19 protein-coding genes are annotated in these 23768 nt (G+C 58.8%); 10 read left to right on the top strand and 9 right to left on the bottom strand.

Annotated features, from left to right (window positions below):
* Positions 1–39 precede the first annotated feature (39 nt).
* Together JK621_RS24285 and JK621_RS24280 are read right to left on the bottom strand one after the other, a co-directional pair.
* On the bottom strand, positions 40–828 hold the full coding sequence (locus JK621_RS24285) for an ABC transporter ATP-binding protein (protein ID WP_212557986.1): 789 nt from the start codon (positions 826–828) through the stop codon (positions 40–42).
* The gene (locus JK621_RS24280; RefSeq protein ID WP_212557985.1) at positions 825–1907 is read right to left on the bottom strand and encodes a FecCD family ABC transporter permease; all 1083 of its coding nucleotides are present in this window, start codon (positions 1905–1907) and stop codon (positions 825–827) included. Before JK621_RS24280 ends, JK621_RS24285 begins: the two co-directional genes overlap by 4 nt.
* Positions 1908–2263: 356 nt before the next feature.
* Here JK621_RS24280 and JK621_RS24275 point away from each other — a divergent pair, with 356 nt between their 5' ends.
* Positions 2264–3361: a GGDEF domain-containing protein gene (locus tag JK621_RS24275; RefSeq protein ID WP_212557984.1), complete on the top strand. Its 1098-nt coding sequence runs from the start codon at positions 2264–2266 to the stop codon at positions 3359–3361.
* Between the two features lie 91 nt (positions 3362–3452).
* Here JK621_RS24275 and JK621_RS24270 read toward each other — a convergent pair whose 3' ends face one another.
* Positions 3453–4931 (bottom strand): amino acid permease, encoded by a 1479-nt coding sequence (locus JK621_RS24270; protein WP_212557983.1) that lies wholly within the window; start codon positions 4929–4931, stop codon positions 3453–3455.
* Positions 4932–5147: 216 nt separating this feature from the next.
* The gene (gene yieE, locus JK621_RS24265) at positions 5148–6020 is read right to left on the bottom strand and encodes a DNA-binding transcriptional regulator YeiE (protein WP_212557982.1); all 873 of its coding nucleotides are present in this window, start codon (positions 6018–6020) and stop codon (positions 5148–5150) included.
* Positions 6021–6337: 317 nt separating this feature from the next.
* On the opposite strand from yieE, the gene JK621_RS24260 reads away from it, so the two are divergent.
* Positions 6338–7417 (top strand): YeiH family protein, encoded by a 1080-nt coding sequence (locus tag JK621_RS24260; protein WP_212557981.1) that lies wholly within the window; start codon positions 6338–6340, stop codon positions 7415–7417.
* A gap of 108 nt (positions 7418–7525) precedes the next feature.
* Positions 7526–8365, top strand: a complete 840-nt coding sequence (gene nfo / locus JK621_RS24255) for a deoxyribonuclease IV (RefSeq protein ID WP_212557980.1) — start codon at positions 7526–7528, stop codon at positions 8363–8365.
* Positions 8366–8426: 61 nt separating this feature from the next.
* On the opposite strand, the gene fruA is transcribed toward nfo, so the two are convergent.
* The 3 genes from fruA to fruB are packed head-to-tail and all read right to left on the bottom strand — an operon-like array spanning position 8427 to position 12198.
* Positions 8427–10115 carry a PTS fructose transporter subunit IIBC gene (fruA, locus tag JK621_RS24250; RefSeq protein WP_212557979.1) on the bottom strand — a complete coding sequence of 563 codons (1689 nt, stop codon included), beginning with the start codon at positions 10113–10115 and terminating at the stop codon, positions 8427–8429.
* A gap of 11 nt (positions 10116–10126) precedes the next feature.
* Entirely contained in the window at positions 10127–11068 is a 942-nt protein-coding gene (gene fruK / locus JK621_RS24245) for a 1-phosphofructokinase (protein WP_212557978.1), read from the bottom strand.
* Positions 11065–12198 (bottom strand): fused PTS fructose transporter subunit IIA/HPr protein, encoded by a 1134-nt coding sequence (gene fruB / locus JK621_RS24240; protein ID WP_212557977.1) that lies wholly within the window; start codon positions 12196–12198, stop codon positions 11065–11067. Before fruB ends, fruK begins: the two co-directional genes overlap by 4 nt.
* Positions 12199–12445: 247 nt before the next feature.
* Here fruB and JK621_RS24235 point away from each other — a divergent pair, with 247 nt between their 5' ends.
* The 4 genes from JK621_RS24235 (at position 12446) to JK621_RS24220 (ending at position 18155) form a co-directional block, all read left to right on the top strand.
* A complete protein-coding gene (locus JK621_RS24235) occupies positions 12446–12886 on the top strand; it encodes a nucleotide triphosphate diphosphatase NUDT15 (RefSeq protein WP_212557976.1) in 441 nt (146 codons plus the stop codon).
* 258 nt (positions 12887–13144) lie between these two features.
* Entirely contained in the window at positions 13145–14305 is a 1161-nt protein-coding gene (locus tag JK621_RS24230) for a NapC/NirT family cytochrome c (protein ID WP_212557975.1), read from the top strand.
* A 12-nt stretch (positions 14306–14317) separates the two neighbouring features.
* Positions 14318–16798 carry a trimethylamine-N-oxide reductase TorA gene (gene torA, locus JK621_RS24225; RefSeq protein ID WP_212557974.1) on the top strand — a complete coding sequence of 827 codons (2481 nt, stop codon included), beginning with the start codon at positions 14318–14320 and terminating at the stop codon, positions 16796–16798.
* A gap of 163 nt (positions 16799–16961) precedes the next feature.
* A complete protein-coding gene (locus tag JK621_RS24220) occupies positions 16962–18155 on the top strand; it encodes a sugar efflux transporter (RefSeq protein ID WP_212557973.1) in 1194 nt (397 codons plus the stop codon).
* Here JK621_RS24220 and JK621_RS24215 read toward each other — a convergent pair.
* Positions 18127–18381 carry a YkgJ family cysteine cluster protein gene (locus JK621_RS24215; protein WP_004947052.1) on the bottom strand — a complete coding sequence of 85 codons (255 nt, stop codon included), beginning with the start codon at positions 18379–18381 and terminating at the stop codon, positions 18127–18129. The two genes, JK621_RS24220 and JK621_RS24215, sit on opposite strands and share 29 nt — an antisense overlap.
* A 283-nt stretch (positions 18382–18664) precedes the next feature.
* Here JK621_RS24215 and mtr point away from each other — a divergent pair, with 283 nt between their 5' ends.
* A complete protein-coding gene (gene mtr / locus JK621_RS24210; protein WP_212557972.1) occupies positions 18665–19909 on the top strand; it encodes a tryptophan permease in 1245 nt (414 codons plus the stop codon).
* A gap of 129 nt (positions 19910–20038) precedes the next feature.
* Positions 20039–20611, top strand: a complete 573-nt coding sequence (yeiP, locus tag JK621_RS24205) for an elongation factor P-like protein YeiP (protein WP_212557971.1) — start codon at positions 20039–20041, stop codon at positions 20609–20611.
* Positions 20612–20743: 132 nt separating this feature from the next.
* Here yeiP and uxuA read toward each other — a convergent pair whose 3' ends face one another.
* On the bottom strand, positions 20744–21937 hold the full coding sequence (gene uxuA, locus JK621_RS24200; protein WP_212557970.1) for a mannonate dehydratase: 1194 nt from the start codon (positions 21935–21937) through the stop codon (positions 20744–20746).
* 334 nt (positions 21938–22271) lie between these two features.
* On the opposite strand from uxuA, the gene JK621_RS24195 reads away from it, so the two are divergent.
* Positions 22272–23753 (top strand): mannitol dehydrogenase family protein, encoded by a 1482-nt coding sequence (locus JK621_RS24195; protein WP_212557969.1) that lies wholly within the window; start codon positions 22272–22274, stop codon positions 23751–23753.
* Positions 23754–23768: the final 15 nt, after the last annotated feature.

Below are 23768 nucleotides of genomic sequence, written 5' to 3'. Positions count from 1 at the left end.
TGTTTTCACCATGCCTTGCTTTCAAAACGCCGTAATCTGTCAGATCACCGGCTGGTTAACCAAACCGTCGATCAGTACCTGCGGCGTTCCCTGCGAGCAGCGCTCGATGCGCCCACGCACGCCGTAGACCCGCGCCAGGCTCTGCGGCGTAATCACCTCTTCCGGCGTACCGTCGGCAATCAATTCGCCATCCTGCAACATCAGCACGTGGTCGCCATGCCGCAAAGCAATATTGATGTCATGCACCACCACCACCGTGATGATATTGCGTTTACGCGTCTCTTTACGCACCAAATCCATCACGTGGAATTGGTAGTTGAGATCGAGCGCGCTCAGCGGTTCGTCCAGCAGCAGCAGCGAAGGCTGGCGGATCAGCGATTGCGCCAACCCCACCAGTTGTTTCTGGCCGCCGGATAGCTGATCGAGATAGCTCAACGCCAAATGGGCGATACCGAGCTGTTCCAGCAGCGCCATGACCTCCGCCTCGCTGCCGGCGTTGCTGCGGCCGCCCGAGGCGCGTTGCGCCACGATGATCGACTCCAGCACGTGCAGATGCACCCCGGCGGGCAAAGACTGCGGCAGATACACCACCTTTTCCGCACGACGGGCAAAGGGCATCTGCATCAAATCGATGTCATCGAGCCACAATTGCCCCTGCGCCGGGTTCAGCCCGGCCAGCGAGCGCAGCAGCGTCGATTTACCGCTGCCGTTCGGCCCCAGCAGCACGGTGATTTGCCCGCGCGGCAACATCGGCACGGCAAGATCGCGGATAACCTGCCGCTTTGGGTAACCGGCGGAAAAATGTTCAATACGCAATCCCTGACTCATACATTCCCCCGATGACGCAGAATAATGCTCAGGAAGAACGGCACGCCCACCAGCGACGTCACTATGCCGACCGGAATGATAATGCCCGGGATCAGGTTTTTCGAGGCGACTGAAGCCATCGACAGCACCAGCGCGCCAATCAAGGCGCTGGCCGGCAGATAGAAGCGGTGATCCTCGCCGAAAATCATGCGGGCGATGTGCGGCGCCACCAGGCCGATAAAACCGATAGGGCCGACAAACGCCACCGCCAGCGCGGACAGAATACTGATACGCAGCAGGGTCGTCAGGCGCAGACGACGCACGTCGATACCGAAGCTCACCGCCCGATCCTCACCCAACCGCAGCGCGGTCAGCTTCCAGGAGCTCATCATCGACAACGGCAACAGTACGGCGAACACCCCGAGCAGGATACCCAACTTGTCCCATGACGCGCGCGCCAGGCTGCCCATGGTCCAGAACACCAAACCCTGTAACGTGTCTTCGCTGGCGATGAACTGCATCATTGAAACCAGCGCGTTAAAGGTGAACACCAGTGCAATGCCGAACAGCACGACGCCGGAGGTGGCAACCCGCGTCCAGCGCGTGATGCCGTCGAGCATCAGTGCGGCAAACAGGGCGAAAATAAAGGCGTTGGCGGAAATAAACCACTGGTCCGGGATGCCCGGCACGCCAATGCCCAGCACGATGGCCAACGCCGCGCCGAAAGCCGCAGCGGAAGAAACGCCGAGGGTGAACGGGCTGGCTAGCGGGTTATTCAGGATGGTCTGCATTTCTGCGCCGGCCAAGCCCAGCGCAAACCCTACCACCACCGCCATCAGCGCGTAAGGCAGGCGGATATCCCACACGATCACTCGCGTTCCGGCATCTGCCGCCGCAGGGTCAATCAGCGTTTGCCACAGGGAGGACAAAGAGAGCCCGGATGGCCCCATGGTAAAATCCAGCAATAGCGAACCAACAATCGCCAGTGCCAATACCCCCATCATCAATAAACGGTGGCGCAGAATATGTTGATAACGCCCCATGACGTTGACGTCGGGTTGCCCCTTGGCGTCAGACATAGGATCGGTGGATACGCTCATTATTTCGGATACCTGTTACGACGATGACCATAGCGGCATGCAAACGGCCGCACTACCCTGGCAAGCAGCCGCTAACAATAAAGCAAACGATAATACTTATCAATCATATCAATAGCTATAACCAGCCATGTTGATATGTAACACTTTATTCTTAAAGGTTATTCGCTAAACGCCTCCCATCGCCTCAACTTGCCGGAAAGGGTTAACAATTCCGAAAATTTCATCGCTCCACGCAGCACTGTGACAAATTGCGACGAAACCACCTAGAATCCAAATCCTGACCGGCAAACGGCGCGCCAACACGCCTGGCCGGATATTTGGGGCCTACTGTTTAGGCTCTTATTGAAGAGGCAGCCATGAGAAGTCGACCATCCACGTTAACGCCTAAAAGACCTGCCCTGCTCCACTGGCTGGTGCAAGGCCCGCAACAGACTGATGACGCCCAGTTTCAACGTCGGCTCCGGCTTACGCTTGTGCCTTCTCCCCGAACCCCTTGGTTGAACACCGCCGGTGTGGCAGTACTGCTGCTGGCCTACGCCTGGCTGAGCAATATGGCGATCGGCCTCGCTCTTCTGGGGCTGCTGTTCGCGCTGACCGCTATGCGTTGGCGGCTGGCTCGCATCACCCCACCCGTCTGGCCGAACGCCATGCTGGTGACGGTGCTGCTGTGGTCTGGCCTGGTGGGTGCCATTGCGCTGCTGGCCATGCTTTCCGGCCGCATGGTGTTGATCCTGTTCGCCGGCCTGCTGATTACTGCGCTGGCCTTCTGGCTGATGCAGCGCCACGCCGCGGCTCCGCGCTTCGCCCTGCTGGAAATCATGCTGCTGACGCTGCCCTACCTGCTGGCCGCGCCTGTGTCGCGCGTACAAAATCTGTTTGCACTGGCGAGTCTTATCCCGCTGTGGCTACTGCTGGCTCATGGGCTGATCGCGCTTTACCATCGCCAGTTGGTGCAGTACGTCACGCTGGCAGAAGAAAAACAAAAGGCGGCTCATCGCGATCATCTGACCGGTTTTCTCAACCGTGCGGGCGGCGAGGCCGTGATGCAAGACATTTGCCGGCCCTCGGCGACGGTATATCCGCTTTCACACCTGTTTATTCTTGAATTCACCCCGCTGGCGGCGCTGTATCAAAGCCACGGCGTGCTGATCGGCGATGACGTGCTGCGCACCATCGGCGAGCGTCTGAAAATGCTGATCCGTCCAAGCGATTTTGTCTGCCGTTACACCGGCGGCCAGTTTCTGATCCTGGTGCACGATTTGCCTTACGGTTCCGAAGGGGAGTTTCTGGCGCGCATCATGCCGCCGCTGGAGGCGCCGTATGTCTTTGGCGCTTTCGGTGAGGTAACCCTGCAACTGAATGCCGGGGTGCTGGCGTTAACCCAGGATTATCAAACGGTGGACAGCCTGATGGCGGCAGCGCAACAAGCGCTGGCGATCAATACGAAGGAATAACGCGGTAAGAGTGCGCCGCGTTTCATACCCACTTCCTGTCCGGTTGCAACGCTGTTGCTGCAACCGGACATTCACCAGGTATCGGCAGGCGTTACTTCACGTCCATTTTCGGGAATTCCATCTCGCTGTACTTCACGACACGGGTGCCACGCGCCAGCTTGTAGCCGAACCAGATCACCAGGAACAGCGGAAGGCCGATATAGGTCGCGGTCACGCCGTACCAGTCGATCCGGTCTTGCAGGAACGCCTGGTAGTTCTGCCCCAACGTAATGATCAGGCACAGGACAAACGCAAAGATCGGGCCCAGCGGGAAGAAGCCGGAACGGTAAGGCAGATCGTTCAGGTCACGCCCCTGAATCATATAGCCGCGGCGGAACCGGTAGTGGCTGATGGCAATCCCCAACCAGGCGATAAAACCGGTCATGCCGGAGGTGTTCAGCAGCCACAGATAAACCGACTGGTTACCGAACATCGAGCTCAGGAAGCACAGCCCCGCCACCACGGTGGTCGCGTACAGCGCATTGCGCGGCACCCCGCCCTTCGACAGTTTGGCGAAGATGCGCGGCGCTTTGCCTTCCGATGCCAGAGTAAACAACATGCGGGTGGAGGCGTACATCCCGGAGTTACCGGCGGACAACACCGCCGTCAGGATCACCGCGTTCATTACCGCCGCCGCCGACAACAGACCGGCATGCTGGAATACCAGCGTGAACGGGCTGACGCTGATGTCTTTCACATCGTTACGCAGCAGGCTCGGATCGGTATAAGGAATGATCAGGCTGATGATCAGGATCGCGAAGATGTAGAACAGCAGAATACGCCAGAACACCTGGCGCACTGCGCGCGGGATGTTTTTACCCGGGTTTTCCGATTCGCCGGCCGCGATGCCGATAAGCTCGGTCCCCTGGAACGAGAAGCCGACGATCATCGCCACGCCTATCATCGCCGAGAAACCGCCGGCAAACGGCGCATCGCCGATGGTCCAGTTCTGCCAGCCCGCGTGTTCGCCGCCCTTGAGGATGCCGAAGATCATCAGCACGCCAATGGCGATAAAGATAATGACGGTGGTGACTTTGATCAGCGAGAACCAGTATTCCGCTTCGCCGAAGCCTTTGACCGAAATGTAGTTCAACAGGAACATCAGGCCGAGGAACAGCGCGCTCCAGATCCAGCCCGGCGCATCCGGGAACCAGTAGGTCATCACCAGTTGCGAAGCCACCAGGTCAACGGCGATGGTCACCGCCCAGTTGTACCAGTAGTTCCAGCCCAGCGCGAAACCAAAGCCTTCTTCTACGTATTTGGCGCCGTAGGTGGAGAACGAACCGGACACCGGCATAAAGGCCGCCAGTTCGCCCAGGCTAGTCATCAGGAAGTAGACCATCAGCCCGATCAACGCATAAGACAACAAAGCCCCGCCCGGGCCGGCCTGAGAGACAGTAGCACCGGAGGCGACGAACAGGCCGGTGCCGATAGAGCCGCCAATGGCGATCATGGTTAAGTGCCGCGCTTTCAGCTCGCGGCGCAATCCGGGTGCTTGCTGCCCCGATGTTTTTATATCCTGCTGAGCCATTCTTACCCTATCTGCTCGTCAAAAAATGAGGGCGGATTGTAACAAATACCCACCGGCGAACTAGTAACATTGCGCTGATATAAGATAGCTTCATAACTCAGCGCTAATTATTAGCGGCAGCCCATTTTTCCTTACTTACTGTCATTAATGTGACAGGGTGCAGGTTTTTATGCTTCATTTCTCCGTATGGAGGCGTTATTGGCGCAGTTCGCCGCCTCAGACCGGCAACGTGCAGTAGCTGAGGAAACGCTGCAGGGCGTTGGAGATGTGTTTTTGCCGATGGTGGATCAGATACAAGGTGCGCATCAGCGGCGGCAGCGGAATTTTCAGCTCCACCAGCACACCGCTCGCCAGCTGTTCTTCAATCACCCGCCGCGACAGGCAACTGATGCCGATCCCGTGACGCACCGCGTGTTTGATCGCCTCCGAGTTGCCCAACTCCATCACCAGTTGGAAGTGCGGCAGGTGCGCCAGCAACAGGTGATCCAGCACCTCTCGCGTGCCCGACCCGCGCTCGCGCAGGATCCAGGGCGCATTGGCCAGCAGTTCCAGCGTCAGCGGCTGCCGGGCCAGCAGGTTTTCCGGCGCGGCAAACACCACCAACTCATCGTCCAGCCACGGCTGGGTGACCAGCGTCGGCATATGGCAGGGCCCCTCAATCAGCCCCAAATCGACGCGAAAATCCGCCACCGCCCCAATCACGTCCTGGCTGTTGCCGACGTTCAGCTCCAGCGGCGTGGCCGGGAAATCATGGCGGTAACGGGCGATCATTTCCGGCAGCATATAGTTGCCGATGGTGCTGCTGGCGGCGATACGCAACGCACCGCCGTCATGGCGGAACAGCTGTTCAATTTCCCCCGCCTGCTCCAGCAGCGCCAGCGCCTTCGGGTACAGCAATCGGCCATGTTCATTGATAACCAGGCGCTTGCCGACGCGATCGAACAGTTGCACGCTCAACTGCCCTTCCAGGTCAGCCAGCGCGGCACTGACCGCCGATTGTGATAACGCCAGGACTACCGAGGCCTGCGTGGTCGAACCGCTTTTCAGCACTTCGGTAAAGACTTCCAGTTGACGTAAGGTGATATGCATAACCATCTCGGTATTGAAAAGCGGCCTGACCGTAAAGCCACTGAAATTAATGCTAAATCTGCGCCGCTGTCCGGCAGCGACGCACAGGGTGTCTATCCATTAAGATTACCACGTTTGCAGAAATCGGCATGACGGCGCACCGCGCTCCCGACGTTCTCGACCCAATAACGTTCAGGTTGCGGCCAACCAGGCCACAGCCTGAACGATGATGGACATTACCACTTATTCAGATAGGTTATAAATATATAATCAATTTCTCTTTTATGCCGCCAAAACGTAGTCTTGTGCCCAAGGAATTCGATTAAAAGGGCTGACTTATGGCGACCGATACCACACCTGCTTTTCCGGCACGACACTTTCCCCTGCACGCTTTACCTCGGCTGGCGCCGGGGTTGTTGCTGGTCGGCGCGCTCACCGCGCTGGCCATCTGGGCAGGCGATATCCCGTGGGTTGCCGGCCTGGGGCTGGGCGCGCTGACGCTGGCGATCCTGTTCGGCATTCTGGTGGGCAATACGCTGTATCCGTGGCTGCAACCGAGCTGCCACAGCGGCGTTCAGCTCGCCAAACAGCGTCTGCTGCGCTTGGGCATCATTCTTTACGGCTTCCGCCTGACGTTTCAGCAAATTGCCGACGTCGGCGCTACCGGCATCGTCATCGATGCGCTGACGCTGAGCACCACCTTCCTGTTGGCCTGCTGGCTGGGTAAAAAAGTGTTCGGCATCGACAGCCAGACGGCGATGTTGATCGGCGCCGGCAGCAGCATCTGCGGCGCAGCGGCGGTGATGGCGACCGAACCGGTGCTGAAGGCCGATTCCAGCAAAGTGGCGGTAGCGGTGAGCACCGTGGTGGTGTTCGGTACGCTGGCGATCTTCGCCTACCCGTGGCTGTTTCAGTTGAATGAACATTACCGGTGGCTGCCGCTGAGCCAGGAAACTTTCGGTATCTATGCCGGCTCGACCATTCATGAAGTGGCGCAGGTCGTGGCCGCCGGGCATGCCGTCGGCCCGGATGCCGAGAACGCCGCAGTGATCGCCAAAATGATCCGCGTGATGATGCTGGCGCCGTTCTTGCTGCTGCTTTCCGGTTATATCAGCCGCAGCCGTGATGCCGAGTGCAAGGCGGACAAATCTGCCATCACCATTCCGTGGTTCGCGGTGTTGTTTATCGCCGTCGCCGGGTTGAACTCGTTCAACCTGATCCCGGCTACCTGGGTGAAACACCTGATTACCGCCGATACCTGGATGCTGGCGATGGCGATGGCGGCGCTGGGGTTGACCACCCACATCAGCGCAGTGCGCGAGGCGGGCGTCAAACCCATTCTGCTGGCTACCCTGCTGTTTATCTGGCTGATTGTCGGCGGCGGCGCGATGAACCTGCTGGTGCAACATGTCTTCTGATGAGCCTTGAGCTTTCCCTGGCCCGCGATTTATCGCGGGCTTTTTTGTCGCCATTCAATCCTGCCGCCATCAATGCCATAATGACGCCGATTACACAGGAGAATGAAAATGAAGTTTGTCGGTGCACATGTCAGCGCGTCAGGCGGCGTGGATCAGGCGGTTATCCGCGCGCACGAATTAGAGGCGACCGCATTCGCCCTGTTCACCAAAAATCAACGTCAATGGAAGGCCGCGCCGCTGCCGGCAGAGGTGATTGATAAATTCAAAAGCGCCTGTGCGCAGTACGGTTACGGTCCGGGGCAAATCCTGCCGCACGACAGCTATCTGATTAATCTCGGCCACCCGGTAGCCGAGGCGCTGGAAAAATCTCGCGAAGCGTTTCTGGACGAAATGCAGCGCTGCGAACAGCTCGGGTTGACGCTGCTGAACTTCCACCCCGGCAGCCACCTGATGCAGATTGATGAGGACAAATGTTTGGCGCTCATCGCCGAATCCATCAACATAGTGCTGGATAAAACCGTCGGCGTGACGGCAGTGATTGAAAACACCGCCGGTCAGGGCAGCAATCTGGGCTTCAGGTTCGAACATCTGGCGGCGATCATTGACGGCGTGGAAGACAAAAGCCGGGTCGGCGTATGTATCGATACCTGCCATGCCTTTGCCGCCGGTTACGATCTGCGCACCGAGGAAACCTGCGAGCAGACCTTTAAAGCGCTGGGTGACATAGTGGGCTTCAACTACCTGCGCGGCATGCACCTGAACGACGCCAAGAGCGCGTTCGGCAGCCGCGTCGATCGCCATCACAGCCTGGGCGAAGGCAATATCGGCAAAACGGTCTTCAGTTACATCATGAGCGACGCGCGCTTCGACAATATCCCGCTGATTCTGGAAACCGTGAACCCGGATATCTGGGCGGAAGAAATCGCCTGGCTAAAAGCGCAACAATAAGCCTTAAAAACGCAAAAACCGGAGCATGATGCTCCGGTTTTTTTATTGCTCGGCGATAACGTTAAGCTGCGGTAGCCGCAGGGACGTCAGCGCGTTTCAGCAGCGCATAAGACACGCCCGCCAACAGCGTACCGGCGATGATCGCCACCAGATACAGCAGCACCGGCGTGATAGCGCCCGGGATCAGCAGCACGAACAGCCCACCGTGCGGTGCCATCAGCTTGGCGCCGAAGGCCATCGACAGCGCACCGGTCAGCGCACCGCCGGCGATGCAGCATGGCAGCACACGCATCGGGTCACGGGCGGCGAACGGAATCGCGCCTTCAGAGATAAAGCACAGGCCCAACACCAGCGCCGCTTTACCGCCTTCCTGCTCGGACTTCTCGAACTTGCGGCGCGCCAGCAGCGTCGCCAGCCCCATCGCTAACGGTGGCACCATACCGGCGGCCATAATGGCGGCCATTGGGGCATATACCGAAGAACTCAGCAGCGCCACGCCAAAGGCGTAAGCCGCTTTGTTAACCGGGCCACCCATATCGGTACACATCATGGCGCCGAGGATCGCACCCAGCAGCACCGCGTTGGCGGTACCCAGCGATTGCAGCCAGTGGGTCAGGCCTTCCATGATTTTCGCCACCGGCGTACCGACGATGTAAATCATGATCAGACCGACGATCAGGCTGGCGACCAGCGGAATGATCAGAATCGGCTTCAGCGCTTCCATACTCTGCGGCAGACGCAGTTTGGTACTGATAAATTTGGCAACGTAACCCGCCAGGAAACCGGCAATGATACCGCCGAGGAAACCGGCACCGGTGCTTACCGCCAACATGCCGCCGATCAGACCCGGCGTCAGGCCCGGACGGTCAGCGATGGAGAAGGCGATGAAACCGGCCAGCACCGGCACCATCAGCGCGAAGGCTGAACCGCCGCCAATCTGCATCAGCGCCGCGGCCAACGTGCCCTTGACTTCAAACGCCTTGATACCGAACACGAACGACAGCGCGATACACAAACCGCCCGCCACCACCATCGGCAGCATGTACGACACGCCGGTCAACAGGTGACGATACGGCCCTGCGCTCTCTTTCTTCTTGCCGGACGTAGCCGGACCGCCGCTTTTCTGCGGTTGGAAAATTTCGGCTTCAGCCTGCGCCTTGTCCAGTTCCTGCGCGGTTTTCTTCAGCGCCAGACCGGTAGAGGTGCGGTACATCGGTTTGCCGGCGAACTTGTCCAGGTCCACTTCAATGTCGGCCGCCACGATCACCAGATCCGCCGCCGCCACTTCTTCAGGCGTAATGGCATTGCCGGCACCCACGGAGCCGCGGGTTTCCACTTTCACCCACCAACCGCGTTTTTTAGCTTCGCTTTCAATGGCTTCGGCTGCCATAAAGGTATGCGCCACGCCGGTTGGGCAAGCGGTGATCGCCACAATGCGTTTTTGACCCGCCGCTTTTGCCGGCACGGCAACCGCAACCGGCGCCTGCCAGGCTTTCGCCTCGGCTTTGGCCAGTGCGAGGAAGGCTTCCGGTTCGCGTACCGCCAACTCCACATCGCCCACATAAACCCGTTTGCCGTTCAGCGCGGCGTCAGCAGGCACTGTCTGCCCCGCCACCACCACCAGTTCGGCCTCGGCAGGCAACTCAACCAGCGTCAGGCCGGTTTTCGCCGCAGCGGCGCCGAGCATGCGTTTCGCCAGGTGGCCACGGGCCTGCCCCAACGAACTGTCTATCATCAGCAGCGTTTTCATTACGCCTCCTGCTATTGGTTAAAAGGTTTCAGATCGACACGCGCCATCATCGCGGCCAACTGTGGACGATCGGTCACGCCAACGTTGCTCTGGCTTACCGCCAGCGCAGCCACGGCGGTGGCCAAACGCAGAGTGTGTTCACTGGATTCGCGCATCAGCAGGCCATAAATCAGGCCGCCAACCATCGAATCGCCGGCGCCCACGGTGCTGACGACTTCGCAGGCCGGCGGCTTGGCAATCCAGGCGCCGGAGGCATTAACCCACAGCGCGCCTTCGGCGCCGAGAGAAATCACTACGTGGGCAATGCCCTGATCGCGCAACATATGCGCGGCCTCAACCACGTCCTCCAACTGCGGCAACGGGCGGCCGGCCCAGATTTCCAGTTCGCGGCGGTTCGGCTTCACCAGCCATGGCGCGGCTTTCAAGCCGGCGACCAGCGCTTCGCGGCTGCTGTCGAAAATGATGCACGGGCATTGTGCGCGCAGGCGGATCATCCAGTCGGTAAAGGCATCGGGATCAACGCCAGCCGGCAGGCTGCCGCTCACCGCAACCATGTCGAACTGGCCCAGCCAGCTCAGAGAATCGGTCACGAAGCGGTCCCAATCCTGCGATGTCACCTCAAAGCCGGAGAAGTTGAAATCGGTCACTTCACCGTCTTTTTCCGTCAGCTTGACGTTGATACGGGTGCGGCCCGGCACCACCTGGAAGCGGTTGGCGATGCCCAGATCGCTGAACAGCAGCTGGAAGCCGTCCTGGTTGTCTTTGCCCAGGAAGCCGCCCACAGTGACATCAATCCCCAGGTCTTTCAGCACCTTGGCGACGTTAATGCCTTTACCGGCGGCGTGCAGGCCAGCGGTTTTCACCAGGTTCACTTCGCCGCGCTCGATCTCCGGGCAAAAGCCCACCAAATCGTAAGCCGGGTTCAGGGTTATGGTGGCTACTCTTCTGGTCATGCTGCGCCCTCGCCCAGTCCTTCGTTAATCGCATCACCGATCGCCTTCAGCGCCGCTTCAGCATCTTCACCCTTGGCGGTAAAGCGCAGGTGATGTCCTTTTTTAACGCCCAACGCCACGACCTTCATCAGGCTGCGTCCGTTGGCCGGTTTGCCACTGCCATCCAGGTTAGTGACGGTAATTTCGCTGTTGAACTGCTTGATCACGTTAACCAGTGCGGTACCAGGACGGGCATGCAGGCCGTGTTCATTGCGGATCACGTATTCGGCGCTCAGCATGGTGCTTTCTTCTTCCACCGCGCTGGTCAACAATGCCAACACGGTGGCGGCATCGGCGTTCAGCAGGCGTTCAGCTTTGTTCGCCAGCAGCAGGTCGCCCAGGTAGTTCAGCACCGCCAGCGGTTGCTGGTCGGCGACGGACAGCGTCAGCAACAGAGCCACTTGCTCGCCGTCTTCGTCAAACGCCTGCGCCGGGCGGCTCAGGGTCGCCGCGCTGGTCAGATTGCCTTCGGTGCTGTCGCTCAGCCAGATACCCTGCCCGAGATTCAGCGGCCGACGGGTAATGACGTCGCTGACGAACTGTGCGTTGACCGCGCCGATTTTCTGCAGGCGGCCCGCGTTCAGCGCTTGCAACGTCATCAGATTATCTGCGGCTACGTCGAGTGCGATCAGGGAAGCGTCGAACTGGAATTCAGCCGTCTGCTTTTCGCCCATCAGCAGGCTGCGCAGCTCTTCGGATGACGTGGTTTTCGCCATCTGTTCGGCCACGCTGTCGTCGCTCAGGACGTGCGTCAGCTGACGCAGCAGCGCCAGGTGTTCATCGGAACGGGCAGCGATGCCGATCACCACATACGCGGTTTGGCCTTCGCCCCACTCGATGCCCTGAGGGAACTGGAAGACCTGTACGCCGGTATTCAGCACCAGATCTCGGGTATCGGTAGTGCCGTGCGGAATGGCAATGCCGTTGCCCAGGTAGGTTGAGGTTTGCAGCTCACGCTGCAGCATGCCGTCTACGTAGGCGGCGCTGACGCAGCCGGCCTCGGTTAGCGCTGCGGCTACCTGACGGATCGCGTCCTGCTTGCTGCCGGCGGCGGCGCCCAGGTGAATGTCTTGCTGTGATAACTGGAACATGATTCTCCTCTCCTGCTTAATTGAATCGTTTCAGCTTCATTGAGAAAAAGGAGCGTAACCGACACGCAGTCAATGCGCCGATAACGCTGAAACGTTTCAATCAGTGTGTGAGCAGCCCCGACTGAAAGCAAGTTTTCTCAATTTTGATGTGATAGATTTTTGACCTTACGCACACTTTGGCCTATGGGTTATCCGCAGAGGCGCAAAAATGACATACTGTGCTGAAACTTTGCTGACGGAGAGAAGCATGACTGTAGTCGCGGGCGTAGGCGTCATTATCGTTAATGCGCAGGGAGAGATCCTGCTGGGCAAACGCTGCGGCAAACACGCCCCTTTCTGGTCAATTCCCGGTGGACATCTGGATGCCGGCGAGACGTTTGAGCAGTGCGCGCAGCGTGAGATCGCCGAAGAAACCGGGTTGATCATCGCCCCGCCAAGCATGATCGGCATCAGTAACAATCTGCAGACCTGGCGCGCCGAAGGAAAGCATTCGGTCTCGGTGTGCATGTTGACGCAACATCCTGGCGGCGAGGCGGAACTGAAAGAACCGGAAAAATGTTCGGAATGGCGCTGGTGTTTACCTGAGGCGCTGCCGGAGCCGCATTTTGAAGCCAGCCGCAACGCCATCCATCTATGGTTGACCGGCCAATTCTATTTACCGACAGCCTCATTGTTGCCGACAAAATAACCATTTCCCATTCAGGGTTTTCATACCCTGTCCGTGACGGCGTTTACAAAGTCATAATCCTTCGTAAAAACGCGTTATATAATACAGAATATAACGCTGGAATATCCCCCAAATGCCCTTTTTTACACCAGAAATAACCCTATAGTATTAGATGTTTTTACCGATAAACCTTATACTTAATCTGGTTAATTGGCCTTTGGCCAACGCCTTTTAGGGAAAGGTTTTCCTTGGTATTTCATAATTATAAGTGGGTTCAACATGAACAAAAAGCTAACGGGCTGGACAACAAAGCGCCGGTGGGGATGGCTGTGGCTACTGCTGCTCGGCATTATCCTCGGTGCGGCGCTATTGGCGGGTACCGCCACCGTATTCCATAAAACCAGCGACACCACCTTCTGCGTTTCCTGCCACACCATGCAACAACCGCTGGCCGAATATCAGGGCAGCGTTCATTTTCAGAACACCAAAGGCATACGCGCCGAATGCGCCGACTGCCACGTCCCGCATGAACCGCTCGATTACCTGTGGACCAAAATCCGCGCGGTAAAAGACATTTATGGCGAAATGGTTGGCACCATCGACACGCCGGAAAAATACGAGGCGCACAAGCTGGCGATGGCCCAGTCGGTGTGGAAAACGTTGAAAGAAAACGACTCCGCCACCTGCCGTTCGTGCCACAGCTTCGATGCCATGGACATCACCGCCCAGCGGCCTGAAGCGCGCATTCAGCACCCGGTCGCCATCAAACAGGGCGAAACCTGCATCGACTGCCATAAAGGGGTGGCGCATATCCTGCCGGACATGAGCGGTGAAACTCAGGCCGGCGCCGCCGAACTGGCGAAAGCGGCGGCGGAAACCTCGCCTGCCGCCACTACCTTGTACACCATTGCCACCGAGCCGTTCTTCCTGAAGCCGGACGACAGCCACAATGCCGGCAACCTGATGCCTTCCACCGAAGTTCAGGTGGTGAAACAAGACGGCGACAAAGTGCTGGCCAACGTCTCCGGTTGGCAACAAGACGGCGTGTTCGAAGTGTTCTATGCCGCGCAGGGCAAGCGCATCCTCAGCGTGCTGTTAGGTGAAGACGCCCGTAAGCTATTGAAAACCGGAAATACAGTGACAGACGCCGAAACCGGTCTGGTATGGCATCAGGTTTCACTGCAGGTCTGGCTACCGCGCAAGCAGCTGATCGACGATCAGCAAAAAATCTGGCGCTACGCAGCGGATATGATGTCGGCAAACTGCACCGGCTGTCACGGCCTGACCGCCCTCGATCGCTTCAATGCCAACCAGTGGATCGGCGTGATTAAAGGCATGGCTCCACGCACCTCGCTGACGCAGGAACAGCTGCGCGTTCTGACACAGTACGTGCAGAAACACGCCAGCGACATGACGCCTGCCGCACCAGCCAAGCTTTAAGGGAGAAGCGCAATGAGCAAATATCAACAACACCCGTTAAAAATGAGCCGCCGCCGCTTCCTGACCGGCGCCACCGCGCTGGCCGCCGCGCCGCTGCTGGCGGGCCTGTGGCCTAAATCCGCTCTGGCGCAAGCCATCAGCCAGGCGCTGCCGCAATTTGTGGTACTGCGCCAGGCGCAAAAAGGCATCCTGACCGGCGCACACTGGGGCGCTTTCGAAGCCATAGTGCAGGACGGCAAAATGGTCGGCGTACAGCCGGTGAAAGACGATCCTTATCCGAACGAATTGATCACCATGGCGCCCTTCCAGGTTCACGCCGAAAACCGCATCAAATACCCTATGGTGCGTAAAAGCTGGCTGGAAGGTGGCCCCGGCAGCCGCACTGAACTGCGCGGGCGCGACGAATGGGTGCGCGTCAGCTGGGATAAAGCGATCGAACTGGTCTGCAACGAGATCACCCGTTTGCAAAAAGATCACGGCCCGCAGTCTATCTACGCCGGCTCCTATGGCTGGAAAAGCGTCGGCATGTTGCACAACAGCCGCACGCTGCTGCAACGCCTGATGAACCTGACCGGCGGTTTCCTCGGCTATGCCGGTGACTACTCTACCGGTGCGGCGCAGGTGATCATGTCGCACGTAGTGGGTTCGATGGAGGTTTACGAACAGCAAACCGCCTGGCCCAACGTGATTGAAAACAGCCAACTGGTGGTGATGTGGGGCTGTAACCCGATGATTACGCTGAAAAACAGCTGGAACGTGCCGGATCACTACGGCCAGACCGGGTTTGAGGCGTTGAAGAAAAAAGGCACCCGCGTCATCAGCATCGATCCGGTGCACAACGACAGCGCCAAATTTGTCGGTGCGCAATGGATTGCTCCGCGCCCCTATACGGACGGCGCCATGCTGATCGGCATCGCCCATACGTTGCTGACCGAGAAACTGCATAACCCGGACTTCCTGAAAACCTACACCGTCGGTTTTGACAAGTTCCAGGCCTATCTGCTGGGCGAACACGACGGCACGCCGAAAACCGCCGAATGGGCTGCGGACATTTGCGGCGTGGAGGCCGAAGTGTTGCGCCAACTGGCGCGCGACATGGCAAAAAACCGCACCATGATCATGGGCGGCTGGGGCATTCAGCGTCAGCATCATGGCGAACAGCAACACTGGCTGTTGGTCACGGTAGCGGCCATGCTCGGCCAGGTTGGCCTGCCGGGCGGCGGCTTCGGTTTCAGCTATCATTATTCCTCCGGCGGCAGCCCGACGGCGAAAGGCGGCATTATTGCCGGTATTTCCGCCGGCAGTTCACCGAAGAACTCCCCTTCGCCAATCCCGGTGGCGCGCATCGCAGAATGCCTGGCCAACCCCGGCAAGACCATTAACTTCAATGGCGCGCAGGTTACCTACCCTGAGGTGAAAATGGTGTACGTGGCGGGCGGCAACACCTTCCACCAGCATCAGGACACCAATAACCTGGTCAAGGCCTGGCAGCGGCCGGATACCATAGTGGTGAATGAACCCTACTGGACCGCCACCGCCAAACACGCCGATATCGTGCTGCCGGCCACCACCAGCTATGAGCGCAACGATCTGGAAATGGGCGGCGATTATTCGCAGCTGTACGTGTTCCCGATGCACCAGTGCGTGCCGCCGCAGCATGAGTCGCGCAGCGATTTCGATATCTTCGCGGCGATGGCCGCCAGGCTGGGGGTTCAGGATGCCTTTACCGAAGGCAAAGATGAAACCCAGTGGCTCAAAGGCATGTACGACGACATGAAAACCCAGGCGCGCGCCGCCCGGGTGGCCCTGCCGCCGTTCGACATGTTCTGGCAGTCCAACAACTATGTGCGTTTCCCGGTGCCCGAGGCCAATACCCAGTGGGTCCGCTTCGCCGACTACCGCGAAAATCCGCTGCTGAACCCGCTGGGCACGCCGTCCGGCAAAATCGAGATCTACTCCGACGCTATTGCCAAAATGCAGTATCAGGACTGCCCGGGCATCCCGACCTGGATGCCGCCTCACGAATGGTACCGTGGGCCGGAGGCGGTGAAGTTCCCGCTGTCGCTGAACACCGCGCACCCGATCAACCGGCTCCATTCGCAGCTCGACAACACGCCGCTGCGTAAAAAATATGCGGTAGCGGATCGGGAAGCTATCCTGATCCACCCGCAGGATGCCCAATCGCGTGGCATCGCCAATGGCGATTTGGTGCGGGCGTTTAACGATCGCGGCCAGATCCTGGTCGGTGCGGTGGTCAGCGAAGACGTGCGCCCCGGCGTGGTGCGCATCAGCGAAGGCGCCTGGTTCGATCCGGCCGATCCTTCCCAACCGGGGTCGCTGTGCAAGAACGGCAACGTCAACTGCCTGACCTTCGACGTGGGTTCCTCTAGCCTTGCGCAGGGTAATTGCGGGCAGATGGCGCAGTTGCAGATTGAGAAGTATCAGGGGCCGGTGCTGAAAAACACCGCGCACGCCGTGCCTGCCGGCGCGTAAACGCCAGACGGGGCGGCGGCAACGTCGCCCTTTTTCAGGCTTATGCGGATAATCGCTTTTAACGGTTAAGCAGAATGAAACTGCTTTTTGTTTTTTTGTTCTTTCTTGAAAAATGGGCGTATTATTCACCCGACCTCCTTATTTCGGCCCTTTGCTGACCTTTATGCCTACATCAACTGCGGTAACGCGACGCTCGCCCGATCTCACTTCGCTGGCCTTTCTCGTCGTGGCTTTTCTCACCGGAATTGCCGGTGCTTTACAGACGCCCACGCTCAGCCTGTTTCTGGCGACGGAAGTGCAGGTACGCCCGTCGATGGTGGGCCTGTTTTTCACCGGCAGCGCCGTCATCGGCATCCTGGTCAGCCAGTTTCTCGCCCGCCGCTCCGATCAAAAAGGCGATCGCAAATCGCTGATTTTTCTCTGCTGCATGCTCGGCGCTTTGGGTTGCGTGCTGTTCGCCTGGAACCGCAATTATTACCTGCTGCTGATCCTGGGCGTGATGCTGACCAGTTTCGGCTCCACCGCCAACCCGCAGATGTTTGCCCTGGCGCGTGAACACGCCGATCGCACCGGCCGCGAGGCGGTGATGTTCAGTTCAATCCTGCGTGCGCAAGTTTCCCTCGCCTGGGTAATAGGCCCGCCTATCGCCTTCGCGCTGGCATTGGGTTTTGGCTTCAAGGTGATGTATCTGGCGGCGGCGGCTGCATTTATCCTGTGCGGCGTACTGGTATGGAAAATGCTGCCGTCGATGCGCAAAACGCAGGTGACAACCGGTGCCACGCTGGAGGCGCCACGCCAGAACCGCCGCGATACGCTGCTGCTGTTTATGGCCTGCACCTTTATGTGGACCGCAAATGGCATGTATTTGATTAATATGCCGCTGTATATGGTGCACGAGCTGCAACTGTCGGAAAAGCTGGCCGGGATACTGATGGGCACGGCGGCCGGGCTGGAGATACCGACCATGCTGATTGCCGGCATGGTAGCCAAACGCTTCGGCAAACGCTTGTTGATGCGCTGCGCGGTGGCGGCGGGCCTGCTGTTTTATTTTGGGCTGTTGTTTATCACCGGCGCCTGGCAACTGATCGCCCTGCAACTGCTTAACGCGGCGTTTATCGGCGTGCTGGCGGGGATCGGCATGCTCTATTTCCAGGATTTGATGCCCGGACAGGCGGGTGCAGCCACCACCTTGTTTACCAACACCACGCGCGTGGGCTGGATTATTGCCGGTTCTGTCGCCGGCATGGTGGCGGAGATCTGGAACTATCACGCGGTGTTTTATTCCGCGCTGGCGATGGTTGTCGGCGCGGCGCTGTGCCTGTGGAAGCTTAAGGCGCAGTATCCGCTTCCAGCTTGATCAGGTAGATCAATGCCTGGTCGCGATGGTCATGACACATCTCGCGGCTGGCCTGCAGGCTGCCGCACACTTTGGGCCGCAGCGGCGAGTGAAACAGGCCGCAGCGCAGTTGCTCACTCAGATGAATGCAGCGGGTATTGGCGGGCTTGCCGTTGGGCATGCCGGGGATGGGGCTGGATATTGAAGGCGCGATACAACAGGCGCCGCAGTCGGCACGACAGTCCATCAGCGAGTCTCCCGGTGGGCTGGCGGAATTGAAGCGCGACAATATCAGCACGGCTCATCCGCCGCCAGCATAATCCGGCTTTACCCGCCAATCTTTACACCCCGCCTCCAGAGCCACAAACCGGTCCTTCGCACACAGGTTAAAAATACGCCACAAACAGGCCAATTAACGCCAATCAATGCATGAAACAAGCATAGTCACGGCTTTACATGCACCAAATGCACATGTACCATTGAGCTAGTACAAAAGAACTCACGGCCGACACGGCCACTCAGGAGCAAAAATGTCCACGGACACCATCCAGAAGCTAGCCCGCCCTTCGGTACTCGGCGGCGCGATGATCATTGCAGGCACCGCCGTCGGCGCCGGCATGTTCTCCATCCCCATCGTCACTTCTGGCGTGTGGTTCAGCGGCTCCGTGGCGCTGTTGATTTATACCTGGGCCTGCATGCTGATTTCCGGTCTGATGATCCTGGAAGCCACGCTGCATTACCCAAGCGGCGCCAGCTTCCATACCATCGTCAAAGATCTGCTGGGCAAAGGCTGGAACGCCATTAACGGCATGTCCATTGCCTTTGTGCTGTACATCCTCACCTACGCCTACATTTCCGCCGGCGGCTCGATCATCGCCCATACGCTGGAAGGCATCGTCGGCGTCGGCCAAACCACCGCAGGGCTGGCGTTTGCCGCCGTGGTGGCGTTTATCGTCTGGTTGTCGACCCGCGCCGTCGATCGCCTGAGCACCATTCTGATCGGCGGGATGGTGATCACCTTTGTGATGTCGGTGGGCGATATGTTCACCCATGTGCAACCGGCGGTACTGTTCAACCGCGGCGATGACCAGGCCAGCTATCTGCCCTATGCGCTGGCGGCGTTGCCCTACCTGCTGACGTCGTTCGGCTACCACGGCAACGTGCCGGGGCTGGTGAAGTACTACCGGAAAGACAGCCGCGCGGTGGTGCGCAGCCTGGTGTACGGCACGCTGCTGGCGCTGGCGATCTATATCCTGTGGCAGTATGTGATTCAGGGCAACATCGCCCGCGACGCCTTCAAACAGGTGATTGCCGAAGGCGGCAACATCGGCAGCCTGCTCAAGCAAATGGGCAACGTCTCCAGCAGCCAGGCCGTTGGCCAACTGCTGAACGCCTTCTCTTATATGGCGCTGGCCAGTTCATTCCTCGGGGTATCGCTGGGCCTGTTCGATTATCTGGCGGACTTCTTTAAATTCAGCGATGACGCTACCGGGCGCAGCAAAACCGCGCTGGTGACTTTCGCGCCGCCAACGCTGGCCGCCCTGCTGTTCCCGAACGGCTTCCTGTACGCCATCGGCTTCGCCGGGCTGGCGGCCACCATCTGGGCGGTGATCGTGCCGGCGATGTTGGCGCGCGCCAGCCGCCGCCGCTTCCCACAGGCACAGTATCGCGCGCCGGGTGGTCACGGCATGATCCTGTTCATCATTCTGTTCGGGGTGATCAACGCCGCCGCCCATCTGCTGGCGTTGCTCGGCCTGCTGCCGGTATTTCAGTAAATCCGCTCAGGGGATGGCACTCGCCATCCCCTTTCCGTCACTGTTTTTGCGCGATCTGCTTGCCTGAAATCAGCGGCGCGAGTAACTTGTCGCAACTTCCCAAATACTCTTCATTGCAGGTTACTTTATATGGCAAAGGCTAACGAAATTAAGCGCGGCATGGCGATCAATTACAACGGCAAACTGCTGCTGGTGAAAGACATCGATGTGCAAAGCCCAAGCGCCCGCGGCGCCAGCACCTTATACAAAATGCGTTTCTCCGACGTCCGTACCGGGCTGAAGGTAGAAGAGCGTTTCAAGGGCGACGATATTCTGGACACCATTTCCCTGTCCCGCCGCAAGGTGAACTTCTCTTATATCGATGGGGAAGAATACGTGTTCATGGATGACGAGGATTTCACCCCGTACATCTTCAAGAAAGACCAGATCGAAGACGAGTTGCTGTTTATTCCCGAAGCCGGCCTGCCGGGTATGCAGGTACTGACGCTGGAAGGCCAGGTGCTGGCGCTGGAACTGCCGCAAACCGTGGATATGGAAATTGTCGACACCGCGCCGGGCATCAAAGGCGCCTCCGCCAGCGCCCGCAACAAGCCGGCCACCATGGCGACCGGCCTGACCATTCATGTGCCGGAATACCTCAGCGCCGGCGACAAAATACGCATTCATATTGCCGAACGCCGCTATATGAGCCGCGCCGACTAGCCCTTCGTCTTTCACGCTGCAGCGTTGTTGGCTACTAGCCCTCACCCCAGTCACTTACCGATGTAAGCTCCTGGGGATTTGTGCTCTTGCCGCCTGGCTGCAGCGTGAAATCCATTGGGCTTTATTCCCGCTTTACGACGGCAATTCAGGGAAGAAACGGCGCTTAAGCGCCAGCTCGACGCCGCGCAGCTCCGCCAACCCTTTCAGCCGACCAATCGCCGAGTAGCCCGGATTGGTTTTTTTCTTCAAATCATCCAGCATCTGGTGCCCGTGATCGGGACGCATCGGGATCGGCCGGCGATCGCCCGCCTGATGACGCCGCTGCTCCTCGTTGAGGATCGCCTCAATCACCGCAACCATATCCACGTCGCCCTGCAGATGGGCACCCTCGTGAAAACTCTTCGGGTTCTCTTCGCGGCAGGTGGCGCGCAGGTGGGTGAAATGGATGCGATCGCCGAAGGTATCAATCATCCGCACCAGGTCATTATCCGCACGCACGCCGTAGGAACCGGTACACATAGTAAAACCGTTATAAAGGCTGTCGACGGTCTGCTTCAGCCACTGCATGTCCTCAATGGTGGACACGATGCGCGGCAGGCCGAGGATCGGACGCGGCGGATCGTCAGGATGCACCGCCAGGCGCACGCCAACCTCTTCTGCCACCGGCACAATGGCGCGCAGGAATACCGCCATATTTTCGCGCAGTTGCGCCTTGTCGATCGCATCATACTCCGCCAGCCGGGCACGGAACTGATCGAGCGTGTATCCCTCTTCGGCTCCCGGCAGCCCAGCGATGATATTGCCGGTCAATTTGTTCTTTTCCGCTTCGCTCATGGCAGCGAAATGGGCCGCCGCCTGCGTTTGTTCTTCGGGCGTGTAATCCTGTTGCGCACCGGCGCGTTGCAGGATGTGCAGATCAAAGGCGGCGAAGGCGATGTGATCGAAACGCAGCGCTTTCGAACCGTCAGGCAACAGGTACTCCAGATCGGTGCGTGTCCAGTCGAGGATCGGCATAAAGTTGTAGCACACGGTATCTATGCCGCAGGCTGCCAGATTACGCAGCGACTGCTGGTAATTGGCGATATGCCGCAGGTAATTGCCGCTGTGGGTTTTGATCTCTTCATGCACCGGAATGCTTTCCACCACTGACCACACCAGGCCTTTCTCCGCCAACAGCGCCTGACGCGCCTTGATCTCATCGACCGGCCAGACTTCGCCGTTGGGAATATGGTGCAGTGCGGTGACGACGCCGGTGGCGCCGGCCTGGCGCACATCGTCAAGAGAGACAGGATCGTTCGGCCCGTACCAACGCCATGTTTGTTCCATTGTTTATCCTTGTAAAAATCGCCGGAGGTTGCGGTGATCAAGATCGTTCAAATCTGACAATCTTGTTATACCAAAATAAATAGATATCACTTATCTTTTACCTTACTCCTTCATGGCCTGCTGTCAAAACAGAAATCGCAGTGGGTTGATCCACTTCACGAATCTGGCTTATTTTGGACTGACCAATTTTAATGATGCGCCGACAGCCTTACACTGGCGGCAGAGAGCCAGTACGACAAAGACCGGGAACAGCCCACTTGTCGTCTGTAAAACTGGTCTGATAGCTTTTAAAAAGTTACCGGCCAGCACCTTTTACTCAGCTTTGGAGCCTTGAATGAAGACTATCGCCAACTCGCCGCTGCCGGATGTGGTCCAGCAGCCGCGCTACGATCGCAGCGCATTGCAAAGCCGTATGGTGCATATCGGATTTGGCGCTTTCCACCGCGCCCACCAGGCGTTGCTTACCGATCGGGTGCTGAACCGCCAGGGCGGCGACTGGGGTATTTGCGAAATCAGCCTGTCTGGCGGCGCGCCATTGTTCCAGAGCCTGCGTCTGCAGGATCACCTGTACAGCGTGCTGGAGAAAGGCGCTACGGGTAATCAGGCCATCGTGATCGGCGCGGTGAATGAAAGCGTGCATCGCAAGCTGGAAGGGATCGGCGCCGTGCTGGAAAAACTGGCGGAGCCTCAGGTGGCGATAGTGTCGATGACCATTACCGAAAAAGGCTACTGTATAGAACCGGGCAGCGGAAAGTTGGATCTGCAGCATGAGGCGATCCGCGCCGATCTGGCCAATCCTGGTCAGCCGACCACCGTTCCCGGCATTCTGGTGGAGGCGCTGCGTCTGCGTCTTGAACGCGACCTGCCCGCCTTCACCCTGCTCTCTTGCGATAACATTCCGGAAAACGGCCATGTGCTGCGTAACGCAATAATCGGGTTGGCGCAGGAGCGCGACGGCATGCTGGCAGAGTGGATAGCCCGCCAGGTCAGCTTCCCCAGCACCATGGTCGACCGTATTGTTCCGGCCGCCACGCCGGAAACGCTGGCTGATATTGCCGCCGCTCTCGGCGGCGTCCATGATGAATGCGCCATCGCTTGCGAACCTTTCATTCAATGGGTGGTGGAAGACAATTTTGTCGCCGGTCGCCCGGCCTGGGAACTGGCCGGGGCGCAGTTGGTCGACGACGTGCTGCCGTTTGAACAGATGAAGCTGCGCATGCTGAACGGCAGCCACTCGTTCCTGGCCTATCTCGGTTATCTGGGCGGCTATCAGTACATTAACGACTGCATGACCGACGAGTCTTATCGCCGTGCCGCCCACCACCTGATGCTGGCCGAGCAGGCGCCGACCCTCAGCGTCAGCGGCATCGATCTGGCCGCCTACGCCGCACAGTTGATCGAACGCTACAGCAATCCCGCGCTGCAGCACCGCACCTGGCAAATCGCCATGGACGGCACGCAAAAACTGCCGCAGCGCATGCTGGATTCGGTCCGCTGGCACCTGCAACATGGCGGCAGCTATGCCGGCCTGGCATTGGGCGTCGCCGCCTGGATGCGCTATGTCAGCGGCGTGGATGACGCCGGCCAGCCTATCGACATCCGCGATCCGCTGCTGCCTGCACTGCAGCAAAGGGTAGCCGCTACGCCGGACGATGAGCAACGGGTTAAAGCGCTATTGGGGTTGAAGACCGTTTTCGGCGAACAGCTGCCGGCCGAGGGTGAATTTGTGGCGGCGGTAACCCGCGCTTACCTGTCGCTGCGCGATCGCGGGGCACGCCAAACGGTGAAAGAGTGGGTTGCGACTCAACTGGCCTAAGGAGATGAAAGCCAT

It is taken from the genome of Serratia plymuthica, assembly GCF_018336935.1.
Lineage (GTDB): Bacteria > Pseudomonadota > Gammaproteobacteria > Enterobacterales > Enterobacteriaceae > Serratia > Serratia plymuthica_B.
This window is presented reverse-complemented; position numbering and strand designations above follow the sequence as displayed.